This is a genomic window from Shewanella sp. MR-4, from assembly GCF_000014685.1.
In the GTDB taxonomy this organism is placed as follows: Bacteria; Pseudomonadota; Gammaproteobacteria; order Enterobacterales; family Shewanellaceae; genus Shewanella.
Map to the genome: position 1 here is coordinate 3,098,869 of NC_008321.1, position 17,500 is coordinate 3,116,368.

Annotated in this window: 16 protein-coding genes; 6 read left to right on the forward strand and 10 right to left on the reverse strand. The window is 48.3% G+C overall.

What is annotated here, in order from left to right:
- Positions 1–157: 157 nt before the first annotated feature.
- The 5 genes from maiA to phhA form a co-directional block, all read right to left on the reverse strand.
- The gene (gene maiA, locus SHEWMR4_RS13685) at positions 158–808 is read right to left on the reverse strand and encodes a maleylacetoacetate isomerase (RefSeq protein ID WP_011623355.1); all 651 of its coding nucleotides are present in this window, start codon (positions 806–808) and stop codon (positions 158–160) included.
- An 84-nt stretch (positions 809–892) separates the two neighbouring features.
- Positions 893–1,879, reverse strand: a complete 987-nt coding sequence (locus tag SHEWMR4_RS13690; RefSeq protein WP_011623356.1) for a fumarylacetoacetate hydrolase family protein — start codon at positions 1,877–1,879, stop codon at positions 893–895.
- Positions 1,880–2,216: 337 nt separating this feature from the next.
- A complete protein-coding gene (gene tyrR / locus SHEWMR4_RS13695) occupies positions 2,217–3,755 on the reverse strand; it encodes a transcriptional regulator TyrR (protein WP_011623357.1) in 1,539 nt (512 codons plus the stop codon).
- 275 nt (positions 3,756–4,030) lie between these two features.
- A complete protein-coding gene (locus tag SHEWMR4_RS13700; RefSeq protein ID WP_011623358.1) occupies positions 4,031–4,369 on the reverse strand; it encodes a 4a-hydroxytetrahydrobiopterin dehydratase in 339 nt (112 codons plus the stop codon).
- 82 nt (positions 4,370–4,451) lie between these two features.
- Complete coding sequence (gene phhA, locus SHEWMR4_RS13705; RefSeq protein ID WP_011623359.1) at positions 4,452–5,267, reverse strand: phenylalanine 4-monooxygenase; 816 nt, start codon at positions 5,265–5,267, stop codon at positions 4,452–4,454.
- Positions 5,268–5,590: 323 nt separating this feature from the next.
- Between phhA and galU the strand changes: the two genes are divergently transcribed.
- The 6 genes from galU to SHEWMR4_RS13735 all read left to right on the forward strand — a co-directional run bounded on the left by galU (position 5,591) and on the right by SHEWMR4_RS13735 (position 12,625).
- Positions 5,591–6,499 (forward strand): UTP--glucose-1-phosphate uridylyltransferase GalU, encoded by a 909-nt coding sequence (gene galU, locus SHEWMR4_RS13710; protein WP_011623360.1) that lies wholly within the window; start codon positions 5,591–5,593, stop codon positions 6,497–6,499.
- Positions 6,499–7,512, forward strand: coding sequence for a UDP-glucose 4-epimerase GalE (gene galE, locus SHEWMR4_RS13715; RefSeq protein WP_011623361.1), 1,014 nt, complete (start codon positions 6,499–6,501; stop codon positions 7,510–7,512). Before galU ends, galE begins: the two co-directional genes overlap by 1 nt.
- A 73-nt stretch (positions 7,513–7,585) precedes the next feature.
- Positions 7,586–8,062 (forward strand): ferredoxin-type protein NapF, encoded by a 477-nt coding sequence (gene napF / locus SHEWMR4_RS13720; protein ID WP_011623362.1) that lies wholly within the window; start codon positions 7,586–7,588, stop codon positions 8,060–8,062.
- A 102-nt stretch (positions 8,063–8,164) separates the two neighbouring features.
- Positions 8,165–8,611, forward strand: a complete 447-nt coding sequence (locus tag SHEWMR4_RS13725; RefSeq protein ID WP_011623363.1) for a bactofilin family protein — start codon at positions 8,165–8,167, stop codon at positions 8,609–8,611.
- A 301-nt stretch (positions 8,612–8,912) separates the two neighbouring features.
- Entirely contained in the window at positions 8,913–9,899 is a 987-nt protein-coding gene (locus tag SHEWMR4_RS13730; RefSeq protein ID WP_041408814.1) for a LysR family transcriptional regulator, read from the forward strand.
- Between the two features lie 437 nt (positions 9,900–10,336).
- Positions 10,337–12,625 (forward strand): OmcA/MtrC family decaheme c-type cytochrome, encoded by a 2,289-nt coding sequence (locus SHEWMR4_RS13735; protein WP_011623365.1) that lies wholly within the window; start codon positions 10,337–10,339, stop codon positions 12,623–12,625.
- Positions 12,626–12,718: 93 nt separating this feature from the next.
- Here SHEWMR4_RS13735 and SHEWMR4_RS13740 read toward each other — a convergent pair whose 3' ends face one another.
- The 5 genes from SHEWMR4_RS13740 to rfbD all read right to left on the reverse strand — a co-directional run bounded on the left by SHEWMR4_RS13740 (position 12,719) and on the right by rfbD (position 17,476).
- On the reverse strand, positions 12,719–13,414 hold the full coding sequence (locus SHEWMR4_RS13740; RefSeq protein WP_011623366.1) for a DUF2982 domain-containing protein: 696 nt from the start codon (positions 13,412–13,414) through the stop codon (positions 12,719–12,721).
- 4 nt (positions 13,415–13,418) lie between these two features.
- The gene (locus tag SHEWMR4_RS13745; RefSeq protein ID WP_011623367.1) at positions 13,419–14,153 is read right to left on the reverse strand and encodes a YdcF family protein; all 735 of its coding nucleotides are present in this window, start codon (positions 14,151–14,153) and stop codon (positions 13,419–13,421) included.
- Between the two features lie 107 nt (positions 14,154–14,260).
- On the reverse strand, positions 14,261–15,181 hold the full coding sequence (gene mak / locus SHEWMR4_RS13750; protein ID WP_011623368.1) for a fructokinase: 921 nt from the start codon (positions 15,179–15,181) through the stop codon (positions 14,261–14,263).
- A 62-nt stretch (positions 15,182–15,243) separates the two neighbouring features.
- A complete protein-coding gene (gene cysQ, locus SHEWMR4_RS13755) occupies positions 15,244–16,050 on the reverse strand; it encodes a 3'(2'),5'-bisphosphate nucleotidase CysQ (RefSeq protein WP_011623369.1) in 807 nt (268 codons plus the stop codon).
- Positions 16,051–16,396: 346 nt separating this feature from the next.
- Entirely contained in the window at positions 16,397–17,476 is a 1,080-nt protein-coding gene (gene rfbD / locus SHEWMR4_RS13760) for a dTDP-4-dehydrorhamnose reductase (protein WP_011623370.1), read from the reverse strand.
- Between the last annotated feature and the right edge of the window lie 24 nt (positions 17,477–17,500).

Here is a 17,500-nt window from a genome sequence, read left to right on the forward strand (position 1 = left end):
ATTGAGCTTACTTTGCCAATACTGGCACTTTTTACTGATAACCACCTTAGCAACGCCATCGCTATGATAAGACTCATAAAATGAGTCTTATCATCCAGGTTAATATGTCGACAAGCTTAACCTTATCTTGGACAAATTATGCTCACAGCAAAATGACTTAAACCGCGTCGGCTTGGCGCTCTGGTGCCGCATCCGCAAAGGCTGGCAACAGATTACACTCAGCCCATACCCGCATGATATTGGGGTACGGCGTTAAATCCACATTAAAACGCTGGGCGTTGTAAACCTGCGGCACTAAACACAGATCCGCCAGCGTCACTTTGTCACCAAAACAATAACGGCCACTATGGCGCGCAAGTTGGGTTTCTAGCGCCGCAAACCCACTCGCCACCCAATGGTGATACCAAGCGGTTTTAGCTTCTTCGGCGACGTTCAGCTTCTGAGTTAAATACTGCAATACCCGCAGGTTATTGAGTGGATGAATTTCACAGGCGATGGTTAATGCCATGGCACGCACATGGGCACGTTCAAGCGCCGATGCAGGCAGTAGCGGCGTCTTTGGATGAAGCTCGTCCAGATACTCGATAATGGCGAGGGATTGAGATAAGGCATCACCATCCTGCTCATCATCGACCACTAAGGTCGGCACCAGCTCCTGCGGGTTTAGGGCGATATAATCCGCCTTGTGCTGCTCGCCACCATCACGCACTAAATGCACCGACAGCTGCTCGGCGCTCACGCCTTTAAGATTGAGGGCAATACGCACACGATAGGCGGCGCTAGAGCGCCAATAACCGTATAGTTTCATCTCACTCTGTCCTTATGTCATCCTGAAAAAAACGGGGCTAAAAGCCCCGTCAATATTATCTGTCACTGTGTAAACACAAAAGCCTTACGCCTTGTACTCAACCACTTTTTGATCGATAGAGCCAAAAATAGAGGCGCCGTTATCATCGAGCATTTCGATGCGCACAGTGTCGCCAAAACGCATAAACGGCGTGCTGGCTTTGCCGTCGGCGATCACTTCGAGCATACGTTTCTCGGCCAAACAGCTTGAGCCGGCACTGCGGTCATAGTTAGAAATCGTACCCGAACCGATAATCGCGCCCGCGCCTAATGGACGGGTTTTAGCAACATGAGAAACTAACTGACTGAAGTTAAAGGTCATATCCACGCCCGCATTCGGGCGACCGAATAGTTTGCCATTTAAATGGGTGATAAGCGGTAAATGCACCTTTGAATCTTCCCAGCGGTGGCCTAATTCATCTGGCGTGATGGCGACAGGTGAGAAGCTGCTCGAAGGTTTGGATTGGAAGAAACCGAAACCTTTCGCCAGCTCTGCGGGGATCAGGTTACGCAGAGATACGTCGTTCACTAACATCAACAGCTTAATGTGTGACGTAGCATTTTCAACACTCACGCCCATAGGCACATCATCGGTGATCACGGCGATTTCCGATTCGAAATCGATACCCCAGTCTTCGCTCGCCAGCGAGATATCCGCCTTTGGCGCGATAAAGCTGTCAGAGCCGCCTTGGTAAAATAGCGGATCGGTCCAGAAGGTTTCTGGCATTTCAGCGCCGCGCGCCTTACGGACTAATTCCACATGGTTAACATAGGCGCTACCATCGGCCCACTGGTACGCACGTGGCAAAGGTGATAAACATTTGGCTTCATCGAAGGCTTGTGCGTTTGGTAATTTGCCTTCGTTCAGCGCATCATACAATTCTTGCAATTGTGGCTTGAGCAGATCCCAACCATCGAGTAATTGTTGCATCGTATGGGCAATCGCGGGTACGGCAACCGTTTGAGTAAGATCGCGGCTCACTAACATCAGCTGGCCATCACGGCGACCATTGTTATAACTGGCAAGTTTCATATCTGCTCCTGTGCTTCTACGGCTCGGCGTACTGCGCTTTTTATCTATTTATGGTTAGCCGATACGTTCAGCTAACGGGAATGGGTGACAACGAGTGCGGGCAATCTAGCCTTTTTAGACTCGGCGTTAGGGTTTGCTGCGCGTAGAAATACCCGAAGCGACGGCGGATTCCTATAGCGTGAGCAAAATCACATTTCACCCTATTATTTCACATTTTGTAAACTAATCATTACGTTTCATCCCCTGTTGCCGCTGGTCACTATTTCGCAGAACGATATGGTGAAAAAGCAGGCAACAAAGTGGAACGATACTGTTACATCCTAAGCTTAAAGCAAGATTACTTTGGCTTGGCTATCTTGTATTCCCTGAGTTTGTTGGCGATGGCCGTGTGGGACACCCCTAATTTTTTCGCCAATTGGCGAGTACTGGGGTAAGCCGGATATAAGCGGCGCAGCAAGCTGGCCTCAAACTGTTTCATCGCATCATCGAGATTGCCTTCGAAGGCATTATCGAAATAGCCAAAACCTTCGGCGTACGATGGCAACTTAAGTTGCTCAACGGTCAACTCGCCCGAGCCATCCCACATAGATACCGCCCTAAAGACCGCATTCTTAAGCTGACGCACGTTACCCGGCCAGGCATAGGTTAAGAGATGGTCGCGGCATTGGGCCGAAATTCGTCTCACTGGACTCGAGAGTTGCTGACTGTAGTGCTCGAGGAACATCTCCGTCAGCGGAATGATATCGACTTTGCGCTCGCGCAGTGATGGAATATGATAGCTAAGCACATGGATGCGATAGTACAAATCTTCCCTAAACTCACCGGTTTGACACAGCTCGGCTAAGTTTTTCTGGGTCGAGCAGATGATCCGCACATCGGCGCGAACTTCTTCGTCGCCTCCAATGCGTCTAAAGGTGCCATCCTGTAATAACCGCAGCAATTTAACCTGCGCCGCCTTAGACATTTCGGCCACTTCATCGAGGAACACAGTGCCGCCCTTCGCTTCTTCAAAAAAGCCGCGCTTAATCACTTTGCCCTGGCTGACGTAGCCAAAGAGTTCCTCTTCGGCGGCGCTATCGGGCAGTGCCGCACAGTTAATAGCGATAAAAGGTTTTTCGCGGCGCATGCTGGCATCATGGCTGGCTCGAGCCATTAGCTCTTTGCCCGTGCCAGTCTCGCCAGTGATTAATAGCGGCGCGTCGAGCTGCGCCATACGGCGAGCTTGTTTCAGCACTTCTTTCATCTTGTCACTGCTGGCTAATACATTTTCAAAGCCCGCGGTTTGATTTTGCAATGCATTGAATTGTTTACCGACCCGCGCCGGCGATTTAAGCGATACTACTGCGCCCACGAGGATGGTCTTATCATCCTCATCGGGTAAGTAAATCGGTAACATTTCGGCCAGATATTCGTTTTGGCCGATATTGACCCGCGCCGCCTGCGGCAACACTTGGCTCTCACTGAGCCAGCGGCTGAAGTTGAACCCTTGCACCCAATGGTTTAAGGACTCATCGAGCACTTCGTGCTCCCCCATGCCCATATTGAGTAGCGCCGACTCGTTGACGATACGAATGCGCGCCTTCACGTCGATGGAGAACACTGAGTCAGGGAGGGTTTTAAGTAGGGTTTTTAAGGCGTAGTGTTCCTGCTCCGAAGGCATAAACGACACAGTTCGCACATCGTGAACACTCTCCACTTTGCGGATCTGCGGCATCAAGGCACTTAAGGTTTCAAAACTAATTTCGGCAAATTGCAGGTAGAGAAAGCCCTGGTTACTGGCATCGATGGCGATGAGATTAATGCCATAACGTTCTAACACGACTAAGATGTCTTTCGCTAAACCCACGCGATCTTGACAGCTAACTTCCAAGCGCATAATGACTGATATTCCCTATTTTGATTCGAATTTTGGGATAAACCGTGCAGAGCTATTATCTCGAGGTTAATGCCCTAAGGCTTAGCCTCGTAAGACATTCGTTTGACGGAACCTCTATAGTTTACGCAAACGTAAAAGGCAGGATAAATAGCTGGGCGTGTATACGTTAGAAGGTTACGCTCAAAGTGGCAAGTCTAGTTTACAGCGTATTTGTAACAGGAAGAAAAACTCAGCGTCAAAATTTAATTAAGACGCTGATTTAAATGTTTAATTTTTTAATCTAACAACTGGTCGGTCTTGGCAGCCATGATAAAGTCATTCTTATGCAGGCCCTTGATTGAGTGTGACCACCAAGTCACAGTCACCTTGCCCCACTCGGTTAAAATACCTGGGTGATGGAATTCTTCTTCGGCCAGATCCGCTAACTTATTGGTAAACGCCATCGCTAACTTAAAGTTTTTAAACTTGTAAACCCGTTCCAATTGCATGATACCATCACGCACTTGCACGCCCCAATCGGGGATCATGCGGATAAGCTCGGCCAATTCTTCATCGGTCACCTTCGGCGCATCGGCTTGGCAAGCTTCACATTTCATTTGGGTTAACGCTGTCATACATACTCCTCTTGGCAACATTAGGGGATCAATCCGTTGCACTTATTACGCTTTATTCAATTCGTTTTTTAATGGTCAGCCATTAGCTGGCTTTCTTGGTCTTGGGCGGATATTTAGGGGAAAACAAGCCCAACTGACGCGCCTTAGCCACATAGGCCATGATGTCCATCTTGGCAATTTCATCCAACATATCAATATGTTCAATCACATAATAAATCGGCTGCATAATATCGATACGATAAGGCGTGCGCAGCACATCTAAGAGATCGAAGGGCTTACGCTCAGGCACTTGGCTTTCCATGGCATACAAGGTTTCGCCGGGAGAGCTTAAAATACCGCCGCCGTAGATACACAATTCGCCATCTTGAGGTTTGAGTAGGCCAAACTCGACGGTAAACCAATACAGGCGCGCTAAAAAGACGCGGTCTTCCTTGCTGGCATTTAAGCCCAATTGACCATAGATATGGGAGAAATGGGCGAAAGAAGGATTGGTCAGCAAGGGGCAATGGCCAAAGATCTCATGGAAAATATCCGGCTCTTGCAGGTAATCAAACTCTTCCTTGCGGCGGATAAAGGTCGCAACTGGAAATTCCTTATTTGCCAATAGCTCAAAGAAGCGGCCAAAGGAAATCAAAGCTGGTACGGCCGCGGTTTTCCATCCAGTAGTGGCCTGCAATACTTTGTCTATCTCTGCCAATTGTGGAATGCGATCCTTGGGCATAGCCAAGGCATCGAGTCCTTGAAGATATTCCTTACAGGCACGCCCCGGTAGGTTTACCGCTTGGCGAGCATACAATTGGCTCCAAATCTCATGTTCTTCCTGCGGGTAATGGATATACCCTGAATCATCTGCACTTCTCGCAACGTAGGGAGCGGTGTGCGCTATCTCTTTAGTCATAAAATTCACTTCATGGCTGACGCTAATGCCACCATAGTGATCTAAGCCTCGATTTTTGTTAACTCCCTCACAGTTTATTGTTTACACGATAATGTGACGCAAACGTAAAGTAAATATTACAAGTCGTTTAAAAGGCTTGGGCAATATGCATTCAAACGCATTAAGCGCGGTAGCCATCCTTGACAGTTGAGCGCAAAAATGACGACGATAGACTGATAATATGCAGAAAAACCGACAAATTTCGATGTTTACAAATGGCTTTTCTGCGTGGGTCATTTACAATATTGGCCAATAATCGCCTCTCCTTAATCTGAAGGTTCGCAATGAAACAACATCAAATTCGTAAAGCCGTTATTCCTGTCGCTGGACTTGGCACTCGTATGCTTCCTGCGACCAAAGCAATTCCTAAGGAAATGCTACCCGTTGTTGATAAACCATTGATCCAATACGTGGTTAGTGAAGCCATTGATGCTGGGATCAAAGAAATTGTCCTCGTGACCCACGCCAGTAAAAACTCTATCGAAAACCATTTCGACACCAGTTTTGAATTAGAAGCGCAATTAGAGCGCCGCGTGAAGCGTCAATTACTCGAAGCGGTTCAATCCATTTGCCCGAAAGACGTGACAGTGATCAGCGTGCGTCAATCCCAAGCGAAAGGTTTAGGCCACGCGATTTTATGTGCTAAATCCGTGGTAGGTGATGCGCCGTTTGCCGTATTGCTGCCGGATGTGATTATCGATGATGCCAGCTGCGACCTCAAAACCGACAACCTTGCCGCTATGGTCAATCTGTTTGATGAAACCCAAGTGGGTCAAATCATGGTTGAAGGCGTGCCACATCATCTAGTGAACCAATACGGTATTGCGGATGTGAATGGCCACGATCTGCAACCTGGTGAGTCTGAGCCATTGGTCGAACTCGTTGAAAAGCCACCGGTTGATGAAGCGCCATCTAACTTAGCTGTAGTGGGTCGTTACGTGCTACCTGCGGCAATTTGGCCACTACTAGCCAAAACTCCTGCTGGCGCGGGTGATGAAATCCAATTAACTGACGCGATTGCGATGTTAATGAAGCAAGAAACCGTAAACGCTTACTACATGCAAGGTAAGAGTCACGACTGCGGTAACAAGCAAGGTTATATGCGTGCTAACGTAGAATACGCCCTGCGCCACAGCGAAATCGGTGAAGATTTTGCCCACTATTTAAAGACAGTTGTAAAAGGAATTAAATAATGACGATTTTAGTGACCGGAGGCGCCGGTTATATAGGCACTCATACCGTCGTGGAATTACTCAATGCGGGGAGCGAAGTAATTGTGTTAGACAACCTGTCTAACTCAAGTATCGAAGCCCTTAACCGTGTCGAGCGCATTACCGGTAAAGCGGTCACCTTCTACCAAGGCGATATTCTCAATAAGGCCTTACTGCAGAAAGTCTTCAGCGACCATAACATTGATGCCGTTATCCACTTTGCTGGATTAAAGGCGGTTGGGGAGTCAGTCGCTAAGCCACTGAAATATTATGAGAATAACGTCACTGGCACCTTAATTCTTTGCCAAGTGATGGCAGAGTTTAAGGTGAAAAACCTCGTCTTTAGTTCTTCTGCTACTGTGTATGGCGATCCTGCCAGCCTACCGATTACCGAAGATTTTCCAACGGGTGCCACTAACCCATACGGTCAGTCTAAGTTGATGGTGGAACATATTCTGGCGGATTTACACCATAGCGATCCAAGCTGGAATATCGCCCGTTTACGTTACTTCAACCCCGTTGGCGCCCATGCCAGCGGTTTGATTGGCGAAGATCCTAACGATATTCCGAATAACTTGATGCCATTTATCGCCCAGGTAGCGGTCGGTAAACGCAAAGCGTTAAGTGTGTTTGGTAATGATTACCCAACCCACGATGGAACTGGCGTTCGCGACTATATCCATGTGGTGGATTTAGCCCTTGGACACCTCAAAGCCCTTGAAAAGCTCGCCACCAAACCAGGACTTGTCACCTATAACCTAGGCACAGGCCAAGGCTACAGTGTGCTCGATATGGTCAAAGCCTTCGAAAAGGCCTGTGGTAAATCGATTGCCTATCAAATTGCGCCGCGCCGTCCGGGCGATATTGCCGCCTGTTATGCAAACCCAGATCATGCTAAAACCGATCTGGGCTGGCAGGCGACCCATAGCCTTGAGGATATGGCTAACAGCAGTTGGCATTGGCAATCAACCAATCCAAATGGTTATAAAGGCTGATCACCTAAATGGCTTGTGGTAACTCCCAAGCCATTTTTCTTAACTATCAATAACGACTAAGTAAGTAAAACCTATGACAGAAAGCATCAATCACAGCCGCCGTAATCTCTTTAGTCGCCGCAAATCCTTGGCTATCAGACCGCCTTGGGTACGCGAAGGCATAGAATTTACCGATGTCTGTACGCGATGCTCAGCATGTATCACCGCCTGTGAGACTAAGATTATTTATAAAGGAGATGGCGGCTTTCCCGAAATCTCTTTCAAGGATAATGAATGTACCTTCTGCACTCAGTGCGCGACGGTCTGCCCAGAAGAAAAGCTGTTCGATTTGACCCAAACACCTTGGCAATACAAAGCGGTTATTCAAGATAACTGCCTAACCTTTCAAGGCATTTGGTGCCAGAGCTGTAAGGATGCCTGTGAGCCACGCGCCATTAGTTTCACCTTAAGCGTGGGTAAAGCTCCGATGCCGAAGATTGATGCAGATCTCTGCACGGCTTGCGGCGCCTGTGTCTCCCCCTGCCCCAGCCAAGCAATCAGTATTAAGTAGGCAAAATAGTGCCAAACCGAGCGCGTCACTGGGCTTCATCGCATATTTAGGTTACTATTTCACAGTCGTTGTCACCTCCACTCACCTAGGTTCTCCATCACCATGTTTGGCAAAAAATTCACCTTTACCCGAAGCGCTTCCCCCGCACTTAGCTTTATTGCCGAGGGAACTAAGCTTACGGGTAATATTGAATTTGCCGGCGATGTATTGATAGGCGGTGATGTGCAAGGTCAGATCCTGTCACAGGCCAACGTCATCGTTGAGCGAACGGGTAACCTCCACTGCGAGGTTAAATGCCGCGAGTTGATTATCGATGGCTATTTTAAGGGGCGTTTGATTTGCGAGCGCTTAGTCATTCAAGCCCATGGTATTGTCGATGGCGATGTGGCTTGTACCTCGATGCAGATCAGTGAAGGTGGCCAGTTTATCGGTTTAAGGATTAAAGAAGACCATCAGACAATCCATGCCCATAGCCTGCCATCAGCGGCTTCGAAAAGTGCATTAATGACACCTGTGACCAGCTTGTCACCCGAGAGTGCTAACGAGTAGCGCTATTGCCAAGCTCGAAGCTTAACGCACTTTATCCATTGGTTGGCTCGTCACCCTAAAGCGCTTTTACTTATAAGTGCCCAGATAACCTCACCCACCTATTCAACGCGTAATACAACAATCGTTAAGTAATTGTTAATTTGACGATTGAGATCACAGTTACGCCGTACGGCAACTGCTAACCTATCTGCAATTCATTTCGAGCATGATTTCTGCCACCTAATAAATTGTAATAATGTGCCTTGGCGGAACAATACAACATGGCCATTGCAGACAAAGACTCATCCCAAGGCGAGACCAAATGAGCAACCCATTACTAAAACAAATCTGCGAACTGGATGTCTTCACCTTATTGGTATTTAAAAGTATTTTTGATAACGGACATGCCAATAGTGCCGCCAAGGCGCTCAATGTATCTGCGCCTAAAATTAGCCGCTGTCTTAACGCGCTTCGCTTGACCTTTAACGATGAACTGTTTTATCGACGCCAGCAGGGGTTAAAACCCACTCCCCTCGCGGAAAGCTTATATGTCGCCATTTGCCAGTTTACCGATTCAGTGTATTACTTAGAGCAATCGGCACTGCAAATTCAAAATGCGGCAAGCCATGTCGAGCGTCCGCTACATATCGCCGCGAGTAATGGATTATTAAGCTTTTTAGCCCCCCAACTCTGTACACCCGAAGCAATTAGCGAACTCGGCCAAGTCAGGTTACACAAATGGCAGGAAAACACTCCTGAATTAATCCACGCAGGGGAATTAGACTTTGGGATCACCATAGAGCCGACAGATACGAAAGACTTGAATGTCTCCCGCTTAGGTTGTATTTCCAATGTGTATGTAGTGGCCTCCAGACTACATCCCCTTTGGGAAAGCCTGCAAGAAATCAGCTTAGAGCAAATCTGTCGTCATTCCTTTTTGTGCCTCGAGCTAAAAGGCTTTAATAGCCGTATTGATCCGCTAGAACTATTTTGCCAACGCCAAGGGCTGCTGCTGCCATCGATTGAAAGGGTGATCGATCGAGAAGAATGGTATGCCCACTTGCTGACCATGCAGAGCGTCGCCTTCTGCTCGAGTATCGATATGCATACGGTCAAGCATATGCCGGGGTTAAAATTGGCGCCGCTTCCGGTATCGGAGCAACACCGTCTTCATGAGACTATTATGCCACCGCAGTATTTTCTCGTTGAAAAGCCACGAAGCCACAGGCGCTATAGCCAAAACCAGTGCGAACTTGTAGTCAGCTCATTGTTAACAGCCCTAACAACCAACACTCGTGTCACTCAATAGCTCTCTTGAAGTGTTGCCCTCAAACAGTTGACACTTTCTTTGGTGTAAAAAGAAAGTGTCAAATGTTAAATTCCAGAATTTAAAGGACGTATCCTAACCGATACTGATTAATCTCTCTGGCGATTCCCTCCCTCTAAAACCGCACGATAAAACAACAAATATAAGTTTCAATAGTCTCCATTTTGAAAATTAATCGAAAATTAACTTCGTCAAACCACTCAAAACAAAAACAAAAATTTGTTACCCACCTCTTATTTTTAAGGGTGAATTCTAAATTTAGAAATACTTAATTTCACAATCTAGAATTGCCATTTTACTGTGTTAAATCACTGTTCACATATCGGATACAAACTTATAAATACCACTTTATAAGTAAGTGAATAGACCTATAGTAGAGTCACTGCACACGCAGTCTTATAGAAAGAAAAAGGGACGCGATGATGAAAAACTACAATAAATCTCTACTGGCACTAGCACTCACTAGTGCCATGTTTTTAACCGCCTGCGGGGACGGAGAAGACGGGCAAGATGGTGCGCCCGGAACACCAGGTACCCCTGGAACGCCCGGAACCCCTGGCACACCTGGTTTACCAGCGGGTTCTTTTGCTAAAACCGCAGAATCTATAACCGATCTGAAATTCACCCTCAGCCCAGCTGACATTAAAGTCACCAGCAGTGAAGGCTTTAGTGTTAAGTTCAGTTTAACCGGAAAGAGTTCAGGCAAAGATGTGCCCTTTATGGGACTCGATAAAATTGCACTTTACTCATTAACGGCAAATGAAAATACTTCAGGTACAGGTGCCCCTATCCAATGGCAAAACAATGCTATGGCAAACAATGCGGGCAGCTCATTAACTTGTACACTCAATGGCTTAAACGGTACTAAGAATGCGTGTACATTAACTGAAGATACTGAAAATCCAGGTAGTTACACCGCAACTTGGACCTATGATGGCGCAGCGCCAATCATCAATCCAAACGATAATCCAAATGCGGTACACAGAGTCTTCGTCCGCGCTTACAACATAGTCAACAGCGAAGGCGTGGCTTTATCTGATAAAGTGCTCTCAGTACCAGTTGATTTTATCCCTGCAACCGATGAGCTTGCCGCATCAGGCAAAGACACAGTATCCAGCGCTGCATGTAAAAACTGTCACGGTGAAGTGGACGGCCATATCGCTAAGATTGAAGCCCACCATAACTACCAAGACGTTAAAAACTGCGTAACCTGTCACAACCCAGAGCAAGTCCCAAGCGATGCGCAGCTCGCTGAAGGCTGGGTATTTGATTTCGCGCCGATGATCCACCGTATCCATGCTGGTGAACACAATGCGGACTACCTGTCTGGTGAAGCGAAAGAGTACTTCGGTGAAATTGGTTTCCCATCAGACTTGAAAGAATGTAAATCCTGTCACGATGGTGCACCTAGCTATAACACCAATATCTACGCTCAGGCTTGCGTGGGTTGTCATATCAATGTCAACTTCGCAACCGGTGAAAACCACTCAGAATTTGGTTTGGCTCAAGCCGATGATACTCAATGTAAATCCTGCCATGGCAGCGGTAGCTTAACGCCAGAAGCGGTTCACAGTGTTGGTAAACGTGCTGAATACGGCCCATTAATGACCGTCGACTTTACCAGTGCAACGCTGGGCACTTCAGCAACACTAGGTATGCAAACTCTGACATTGAAAGCCAATGTCACACTCAATGGCGCGCCTATTGCTGATGGTACTAGCCTGAAAACCTACAATGCCACCAGCAACCCAACAGGTATGTTTGCGGCAAACGGTCTGCTACTGGGTAATGTGGCGACAGATGGTACAGTGTACTCATGGCGCGATGTTAAGCCTTTAGCCATCAGCATGAAACTGGATAACGGTACTCTGTCAGGTGGTGTATTAACCTTCGTGAAAGATATTCCAGATGCACAAGCAACTGGCACTATCTACGTCGGTTCTGAAGCCAACTTCTGTGCGAAAGCGGGTAAAGCGGTGAGCTGTAATACCGACGGACTTGAATATGGCCCAACTAGCCCTGTAGGTAACATTTCTGCGGTTAAATTCTTCAACTTAAGCGGTGGCACTCCAGCCGTAGCTCGTATGAAGGATCCAGCACGGATTACCGTTGAAGAAGCAAAATGTAACGCTTGTCATGGCAGCTTAGACTATGCGAAAGGCTACAGACACGGGGTTTACACCTTCGATCAATGTATGCACTGTCACAACGATACCACTGGCGCTTCAGGTCATGGTCAAACTGGCTACAAAGGCGAAGATGGCAAGTTAGTCGTCACTCCTGAAGTGACCTTCAACAACAAAGATCTCTTCACCGTGGCTCACCGCTTCCACAGTGGTAACTTCGGTGTTGTAGAAGGCATCTTCCGCAATGCAGCTGGCGAACTAGAAGGTTATCCATCACCCGAAACCGCCTGTTCTGCCTGTCACAAAGATGGTGCAACCCTGTTCGCAACTGATGGTGGCTTAACTTCAGGCAAACGTGCTATCAAAGTGGGCAGTAACTACATTAGCCCAGTGGCTGAATCCTGCCGCACCTGTCACGCTCACTCAGATGCAGCAGCAGTGGCTCACTTTAGAAGTAACGGCGCGATTGTAGAAGCGGATGCTGCAACCGATCCTAACCTACCAGTAGAATCATGCGCGACCTGCCATGCTGAAGGTAAAACCTATGGCATAGATAAGGTACACGCAGAGGTAGCACACTAGTACTAGTACCTTTGGGTTGCCCCCCTGCACAACCCAAACTTCCTCTCTGCAACTTATTGGGGCTCCTTCGGAGCCCCTTTTTTATCGGTACTTTTAATGTGTTGTCACATCAATTTGAGTCACACTCTGCGCGATGCGTTGCCTTAACAGCTTAATAAACTCTCGAGGGTCACGGTCTAAGCTGTCGTGGGGAATATAGAGATGGTAGCCAAGGTGAGTATTGAGCATCACACAACGATGACCAAACATCGCCAACACGCCGCGGTAACGGTCTCCCTCGATAACGAGCGGGCTAAATTCGGCGCCAAGATAGGTTTCTAAGGTCGCCAAATCCTCTTGCTGTGAGGCTGCTGTCACCAATAACGGCCGCTGCTCAGTCAATAAACCCGCCGCAAGGCGCAATGAAATATTATCTAGGATAGGATTTAGCTGTTTGAGCTTAATGCCAATATAGGAAAGTTCAATGGTATCAACCCCCTGAGTGACTCGAGGAATATCTACCCGTTGAATGTTACTCCAGTTTATCGCGACTTTGCCGCGGCGATGAAAATAGGTCAGTCCCTGCGCATCCATGCTCAAGGTGGTCTCAGGTTCATACACCTTCGCCAAGCCCAATATCAACGCAATCGCACCTAAGCTGAAAAACACTAAACCCACGGCAAATAGCTCGGGAAATAGTACAAATAGGCCAAAACCTAAGACAAAGGCGCTGGCGCCCACAATCGTTAAGGTTAAACCATTACGTTTAGATAGTGGGCGAACCGAGACAACATCGGACTCTAGCGTCATATTTTTATTCCTGTTTAATCCAGAGCCATAAACGGCCTATGTATTCGTGTATCGCCCGTTGCGAAGCGAGCAAGTTATCCGCAGTCAAGCGCCAGTAGAAACCGTCTCTGGCCCTAAAATCCGTCGGTGCGGCGCTAGCCGTTAATCCTTGACCGCTAAAGATCGCCATCGACCTTGGCATATGGGAAGCCGAGGTAACTAATCGCACGGCTTGATTACCAAAGTGTTCTTTAAAATAATGCGCCTCTTCGATCGTGTCGCGCGGCAGAGGCAATTGAACGATACGTGATGCATCGACACCGAGTTCAACCGCCGCCTTGGCCATCACTTCGGCGTGGGGATGCTGCGTTAGCTCGCCCTCCCAACCACTGACCACTAAAGTGCAGTCTTGACCTAATTGGAGTTGCCTCAGTCCTTCCGTTAGCCGCGCTAAGGCGACCGCCGATAAAGATTGTACCGCCGTTGCACCTGGGATATCCGAGTGTGCTGACCCCAACACCATTACCACACAGGTACCCGCAATAGGCGTGGAATTAATGGGATATTGAGTCTCGAGCGGTTTAACGAGATAGTCGACACTCAATTGGCTGCTGAGCACTAGGAGCAGCGAAAACGCACCGCCTATGGCCCATTTGGCTAATCTAGGTTTGCGCCAAACCCAAAAAGATAGCAGTAATAACAACAGGATAAATGGAATAGGCATGATTGCCTGAGAGACAACTTTCTTAACCCAAAACATGCATTAGTGCCCAATGGTTCAAAGGAGGGCAATCATAACATCAAAAGAAAGCAAAACGCATCGCCAAGGCGATGCGTTGTCACGAGGGAAAACGTAACGTTACTGGGTTATTTTTCCCATAACCACGCGGCGCCGCGCACACCCGAAGAGCAGCCATAAAGGTTCTGTACGACAGGCGTTCGACACTCTCTTCCCACAACATAACGAGTTAATAATGCAGGTAATCTTGGATAAATCGCCTCAATATTAGACATGCCGCCGCCGAGGACAATCGCATCGGGGTCCAGCATATTAATCACATGGGCGAGTGAACGAGCGAGTCTATCCATGTAACGATCAAAGGCCGCGATGGCCATTTCATCCCCCGCATCGACTAAGGCCATGATCTCAGTGCCAGATTTCGCGGGCGCTGCTTGGACATTCACCGCACGGCTTAGGGCCTCGTTGTAATCGCGAACAAAGCCAGTGCCCGAAATAAAGGTTTCGATACAATCGGGATTACCGCAGAAACAGCGGGTAGTATTAAACTCCTCCTTGGTCATCCAAGGCAGCGGATTATGGCCCCACTCACCGCCAATGCCATTACCGCCCGCGTGGACTTTGCCGTTAATGGCCACACCCGCGCCGCAGCCCGTGCCAATGATCACCCCAAACACCACAGATTTTCCCGCAGCAGCACCATCGACGGCCTCAGATACCGCAAAACAGTTGGCATCGTTAGCAACCCGCACTTCGCGGCCAAGCAGCTCCCCTAAATTCACATCGAGGGGATGACCGTTGATCCAGGTCGAGTTGGCATTTTTGACTAATCCTGAATAAGGAGAGATGACTCCTGGGATCCCCACACCGACCGTGCCCTTTTCACCTAAGGTCGCTTCGGCCTCATTCACTAAATCGACGATGGCATTCAGGGTGCCCTGATAATCCCGAGGGGTATTGATACGCTTACGAAAAAGTTCATTACCTTCCTCACTTAAGGCGACGAGTTCTATTTTTGTGCCACCTAAATCGATGCCCATGCGTATCATGAATGACTTACTCCACTGTTATTCGACCAAGGCGTCAGTACAGACGCCCTTGGCATTGTTCGTTATTCTGCCCAGCCTGGCGCCGTGGCAATAAAATAAGGGTTTAATATGTCAGGTTTTTGATTGTAGGTTAAGGGTAAACCTGAGTCATAACACACCACTTTGCCGCCTGCACTTTCCAGCACAGCCTGCGCAGCTGCCGTGTCCCATTCGCTTGTAGGCCCTAATCTGGGATAGAGATCGGCCTTGCCCTCTGCCAACATACAAAACTTCAGCGAGCTTCCCACGCTTAACATCTCATGTTGACCGAAATCCTTTAAATATTCCGCCACATCAGGGCTTAAATGCGAACGACTGCCGACAACAATTGGCACTTCTCTTGGCGAGTTACAGCCCTGAAGCTCTCGCTCTTGCAGCCCATCCCGTCGCCAAGCGCCTAAGTGTTTGGCGCCAAAATAGACAGTATTGAGCACGGGCGCATAAACCACACCAGCAATAGCAACACCTTGATGGATAAGCGCAATATTGACGGTAAACTCACCATTTCGCTTAATAAATTCCTTAGTGCCATCCAAAGGGTCTATCAGCCAATAGGTCTGCCAGTGTTGACGTTCATCCCAGGCAATATCAGCTGCTTCTTCCGACATCACGGGAATGCCCGCAAATTGCTCGGTAAGCTGGGCTAAAATAACTTTGTGAGCCGCCAAATCGGCCGCCGTCACTGGGCTCGCATCACGCTTTTGCGTAACGGCAAAGTCCTCTTGGGCATAAATCGCCATGATGGCGTCGCCTGCCGCATGGGCAATCTTCACCACCCGCAGTAAATCGGCCTTCGAAAAATGCGCTGCCATCGCTGTATTATCTGTCACTTAGCCACCTGTATTCGATTTGCTTTTCGGCATTATGCCACTGGCAGCAATTGATAATTAAGAACAAATTCATCATACATCGAGCAAAATCGACTAAGGCACTGACAAATTCTGTCAGGCACAAGGCTTACGCCATGGGCATAAACATTAAATAAGTCGAGTCTAAGCCAAGCTGAATACGCTGAAAAGAGACATTGCCTAGGCTGCATTCGTATTCACAGCCTTGAAAACACTGCAAAGATGAGAAAGAAAACGGCGGAGTAAGATGAGGCCACTTGAAACTAACACTTGCCTTAGACCAAGACTAAGAGCTTCATCTACAACCACTTATGTTGAGAGATAACGCTTAATGAACTTGCGCGGCATAATCCTCAAGCATGGCCTTAAGCTGCCATCGCCAGTCACGCCACAGCTCGGGGCTATGGGTTAATGCTGTATTTTGCCCAGTTAAGCACTGGCGTACTCTACCGCTATTTAGCGCGCTGTAACTGGGTCTTGCTGCCAGTTTATTACCTTTCTCAAGCGCTTTTGCCGCATAACTTAGGCTATCTATGGCGCTAATCGGCACGGCTTTATCTAATAACTTCAGTGCCAAGGCTTGGCGCTGGATTTCGAGGGCAAATTCATACCAACTGCATTGCCCCTGCCCGGCATAATGGAATAATCCAGATCCGCAACCGACGTTTAACGGACTCGCTATCAACTGCCAAATAAGATGTGCGAGCGCATCTGTCCATGTTGGCGAACCTATTTGGTCGTTTATCACGGTAAGTGGCTGACCTTCTGGCATAGTAGCCATCAACCTCAACATGGTTTTCACAAAATTATGCCCATCGACACCGTAGAGCCATGCGGTGCGAATAACAATCGCCCGCTCAGCCAAGATGCACAGCACCGCTTGCTCCCCCGCGAGTTTACTCTGCCCATAGACAGATAAGGGCGCAGGCGTGGCGCTTTCGGTTAACCCGCGTTCAGTTAAGCCACTTTCAATTAAACGGCTATCGGTTAAGCCGTTCTGATTTAATGCCTGTACAGCAGCGCCCGCTGGCTCGCCACTAAATACGTAATCGCTAGAGATATGCACCAAACGCGCGCCCGTGAGCGCACATTCGCGTGCCAATAACTCAGGCCCTAGGCTATTGACACGATAAGCCTCTTCAGCCGCCGTTTCCGCCCTATCGACCGCATTATAGGCGGCGCAGTTGATCACCCAGTCAGGTTTAAAGCGGGCAAAGGCAGCGGCAACACTTTGTTTATCAGCGATATCTAACTGGGCATGGCTTAGCGCGTGCACACGAAAGACGCGGCCATCGAATCTATTTGCCGCCTTGGCAAGCACTCGTAATAAAGCCTTAGACAGTTGGCTATCTGCGCCAGTTAACAATACTGTTATTGTTGATTCTGGCTCGCCATTAGGCACATGCATCGCCTTGATATCCTTTTGCATTCT

What these genes read in the sequence shown, in the direction of transcription:
- maiA (WP_011623355.1), bottom strand. Translation starts at nt 808, where the DNA reads ATGAAACTATACGGTTATTGGCGCTCTAGCGCCGCCTATCGTGTGCGT.
- SHEWMR4_RS13690 (WP_011623356.1), bottom strand. Translation starts at nt 1,879, where the DNA reads ATGAAACTTGCCAGTTATAACAATGGTCGCCGTGATGGCCAGCTGATG.
- tyrR (WP_011623357.1), bottom strand. Translation starts at nt 3,755, where the DNA reads ATGCGCTTGGAAGTTAGCTGTCAAGATCGCGTGGGTTTAGCGAAAGAC.
- SHEWMR4_RS13700 (WP_011623358.1), bottom strand. Translation starts at nt 4,369, where the DNA reads ATGACAGCGTTAACCCAAATGAAATGTGAAGCTTGCCAAGCCGATGCG.
- phhA (WP_011623359.1), bottom strand. Translation starts at nt 5,267, where the DNA reads ATGACTAAAGAGATAGCGCACACCGCTCCCTACGTTGCGAGAAGTGCA.
- galU (WP_011623360.1), top strand. Translation starts at nt 5,591, where the DNA reads ATGAAACAACATCAAATTCGTAAAGCCGTTATTCCTGTCGCTGGACTT.
- galE (WP_011623361.1), top strand. Translation starts at nt 6,499, where the DNA reads ATGACGATTTTAGTGACCGGAGGCGCCGGTTATATAGGCACTCATACC.
- napF (WP_011623362.1), top strand. Translation starts at nt 7,586, where the DNA reads ATGACAGAAAGCATCAATCACAGCCGCCGTAATCTCTTTAGTCGCCGC.
- SHEWMR4_RS13725 (WP_011623363.1), top strand. Translation starts at nt 8,165, where the DNA reads ATGTTTGGCAAAAAATTCACCTTTACCCGAAGCGCTTCCCCCGCACTT.
- SHEWMR4_RS13730 (WP_041408814.1), top strand. Translation starts at nt 8,913, where the DNA reads ATGAGCAACCCATTACTAAAACAAATCTGCGAACTGGATGTCTTCACC.
- SHEWMR4_RS13735 (WP_011623365.1), top strand. Translation starts at nt 10,337, where the DNA reads ATGATGAAAAACTACAATAAATCTCTACTGGCACTAGCACTCACTAGT.
- SHEWMR4_RS13740 (WP_011623366.1), bottom strand. Translation starts at nt 13,414, where the DNA reads ATGACGCTAGAGTCCGATGTTGTCTCGGTTCGCCCACTATCTAAACGT.
- SHEWMR4_RS13745 (WP_011623367.1), bottom strand. Translation starts at nt 14,153, where the DNA reads ATGTTTTGGGTTAAGAAAGTTGTCTCTCAGGCAATCATGCCTATTCCA.
- mak (WP_011623368.1), bottom strand. Translation starts at nt 15,181, where the DNA reads ATGATACGCATGGGCATCGATTTAGGTGGCACAAAAATAGAACTCGTC.
- rfbD (WP_011623370.1), bottom strand. Translation starts at nt 17,476, where the DNA reads ATGCATGTGCCTAATGGCGAGCCAGAATCAACAATAACAGTATTGTTA.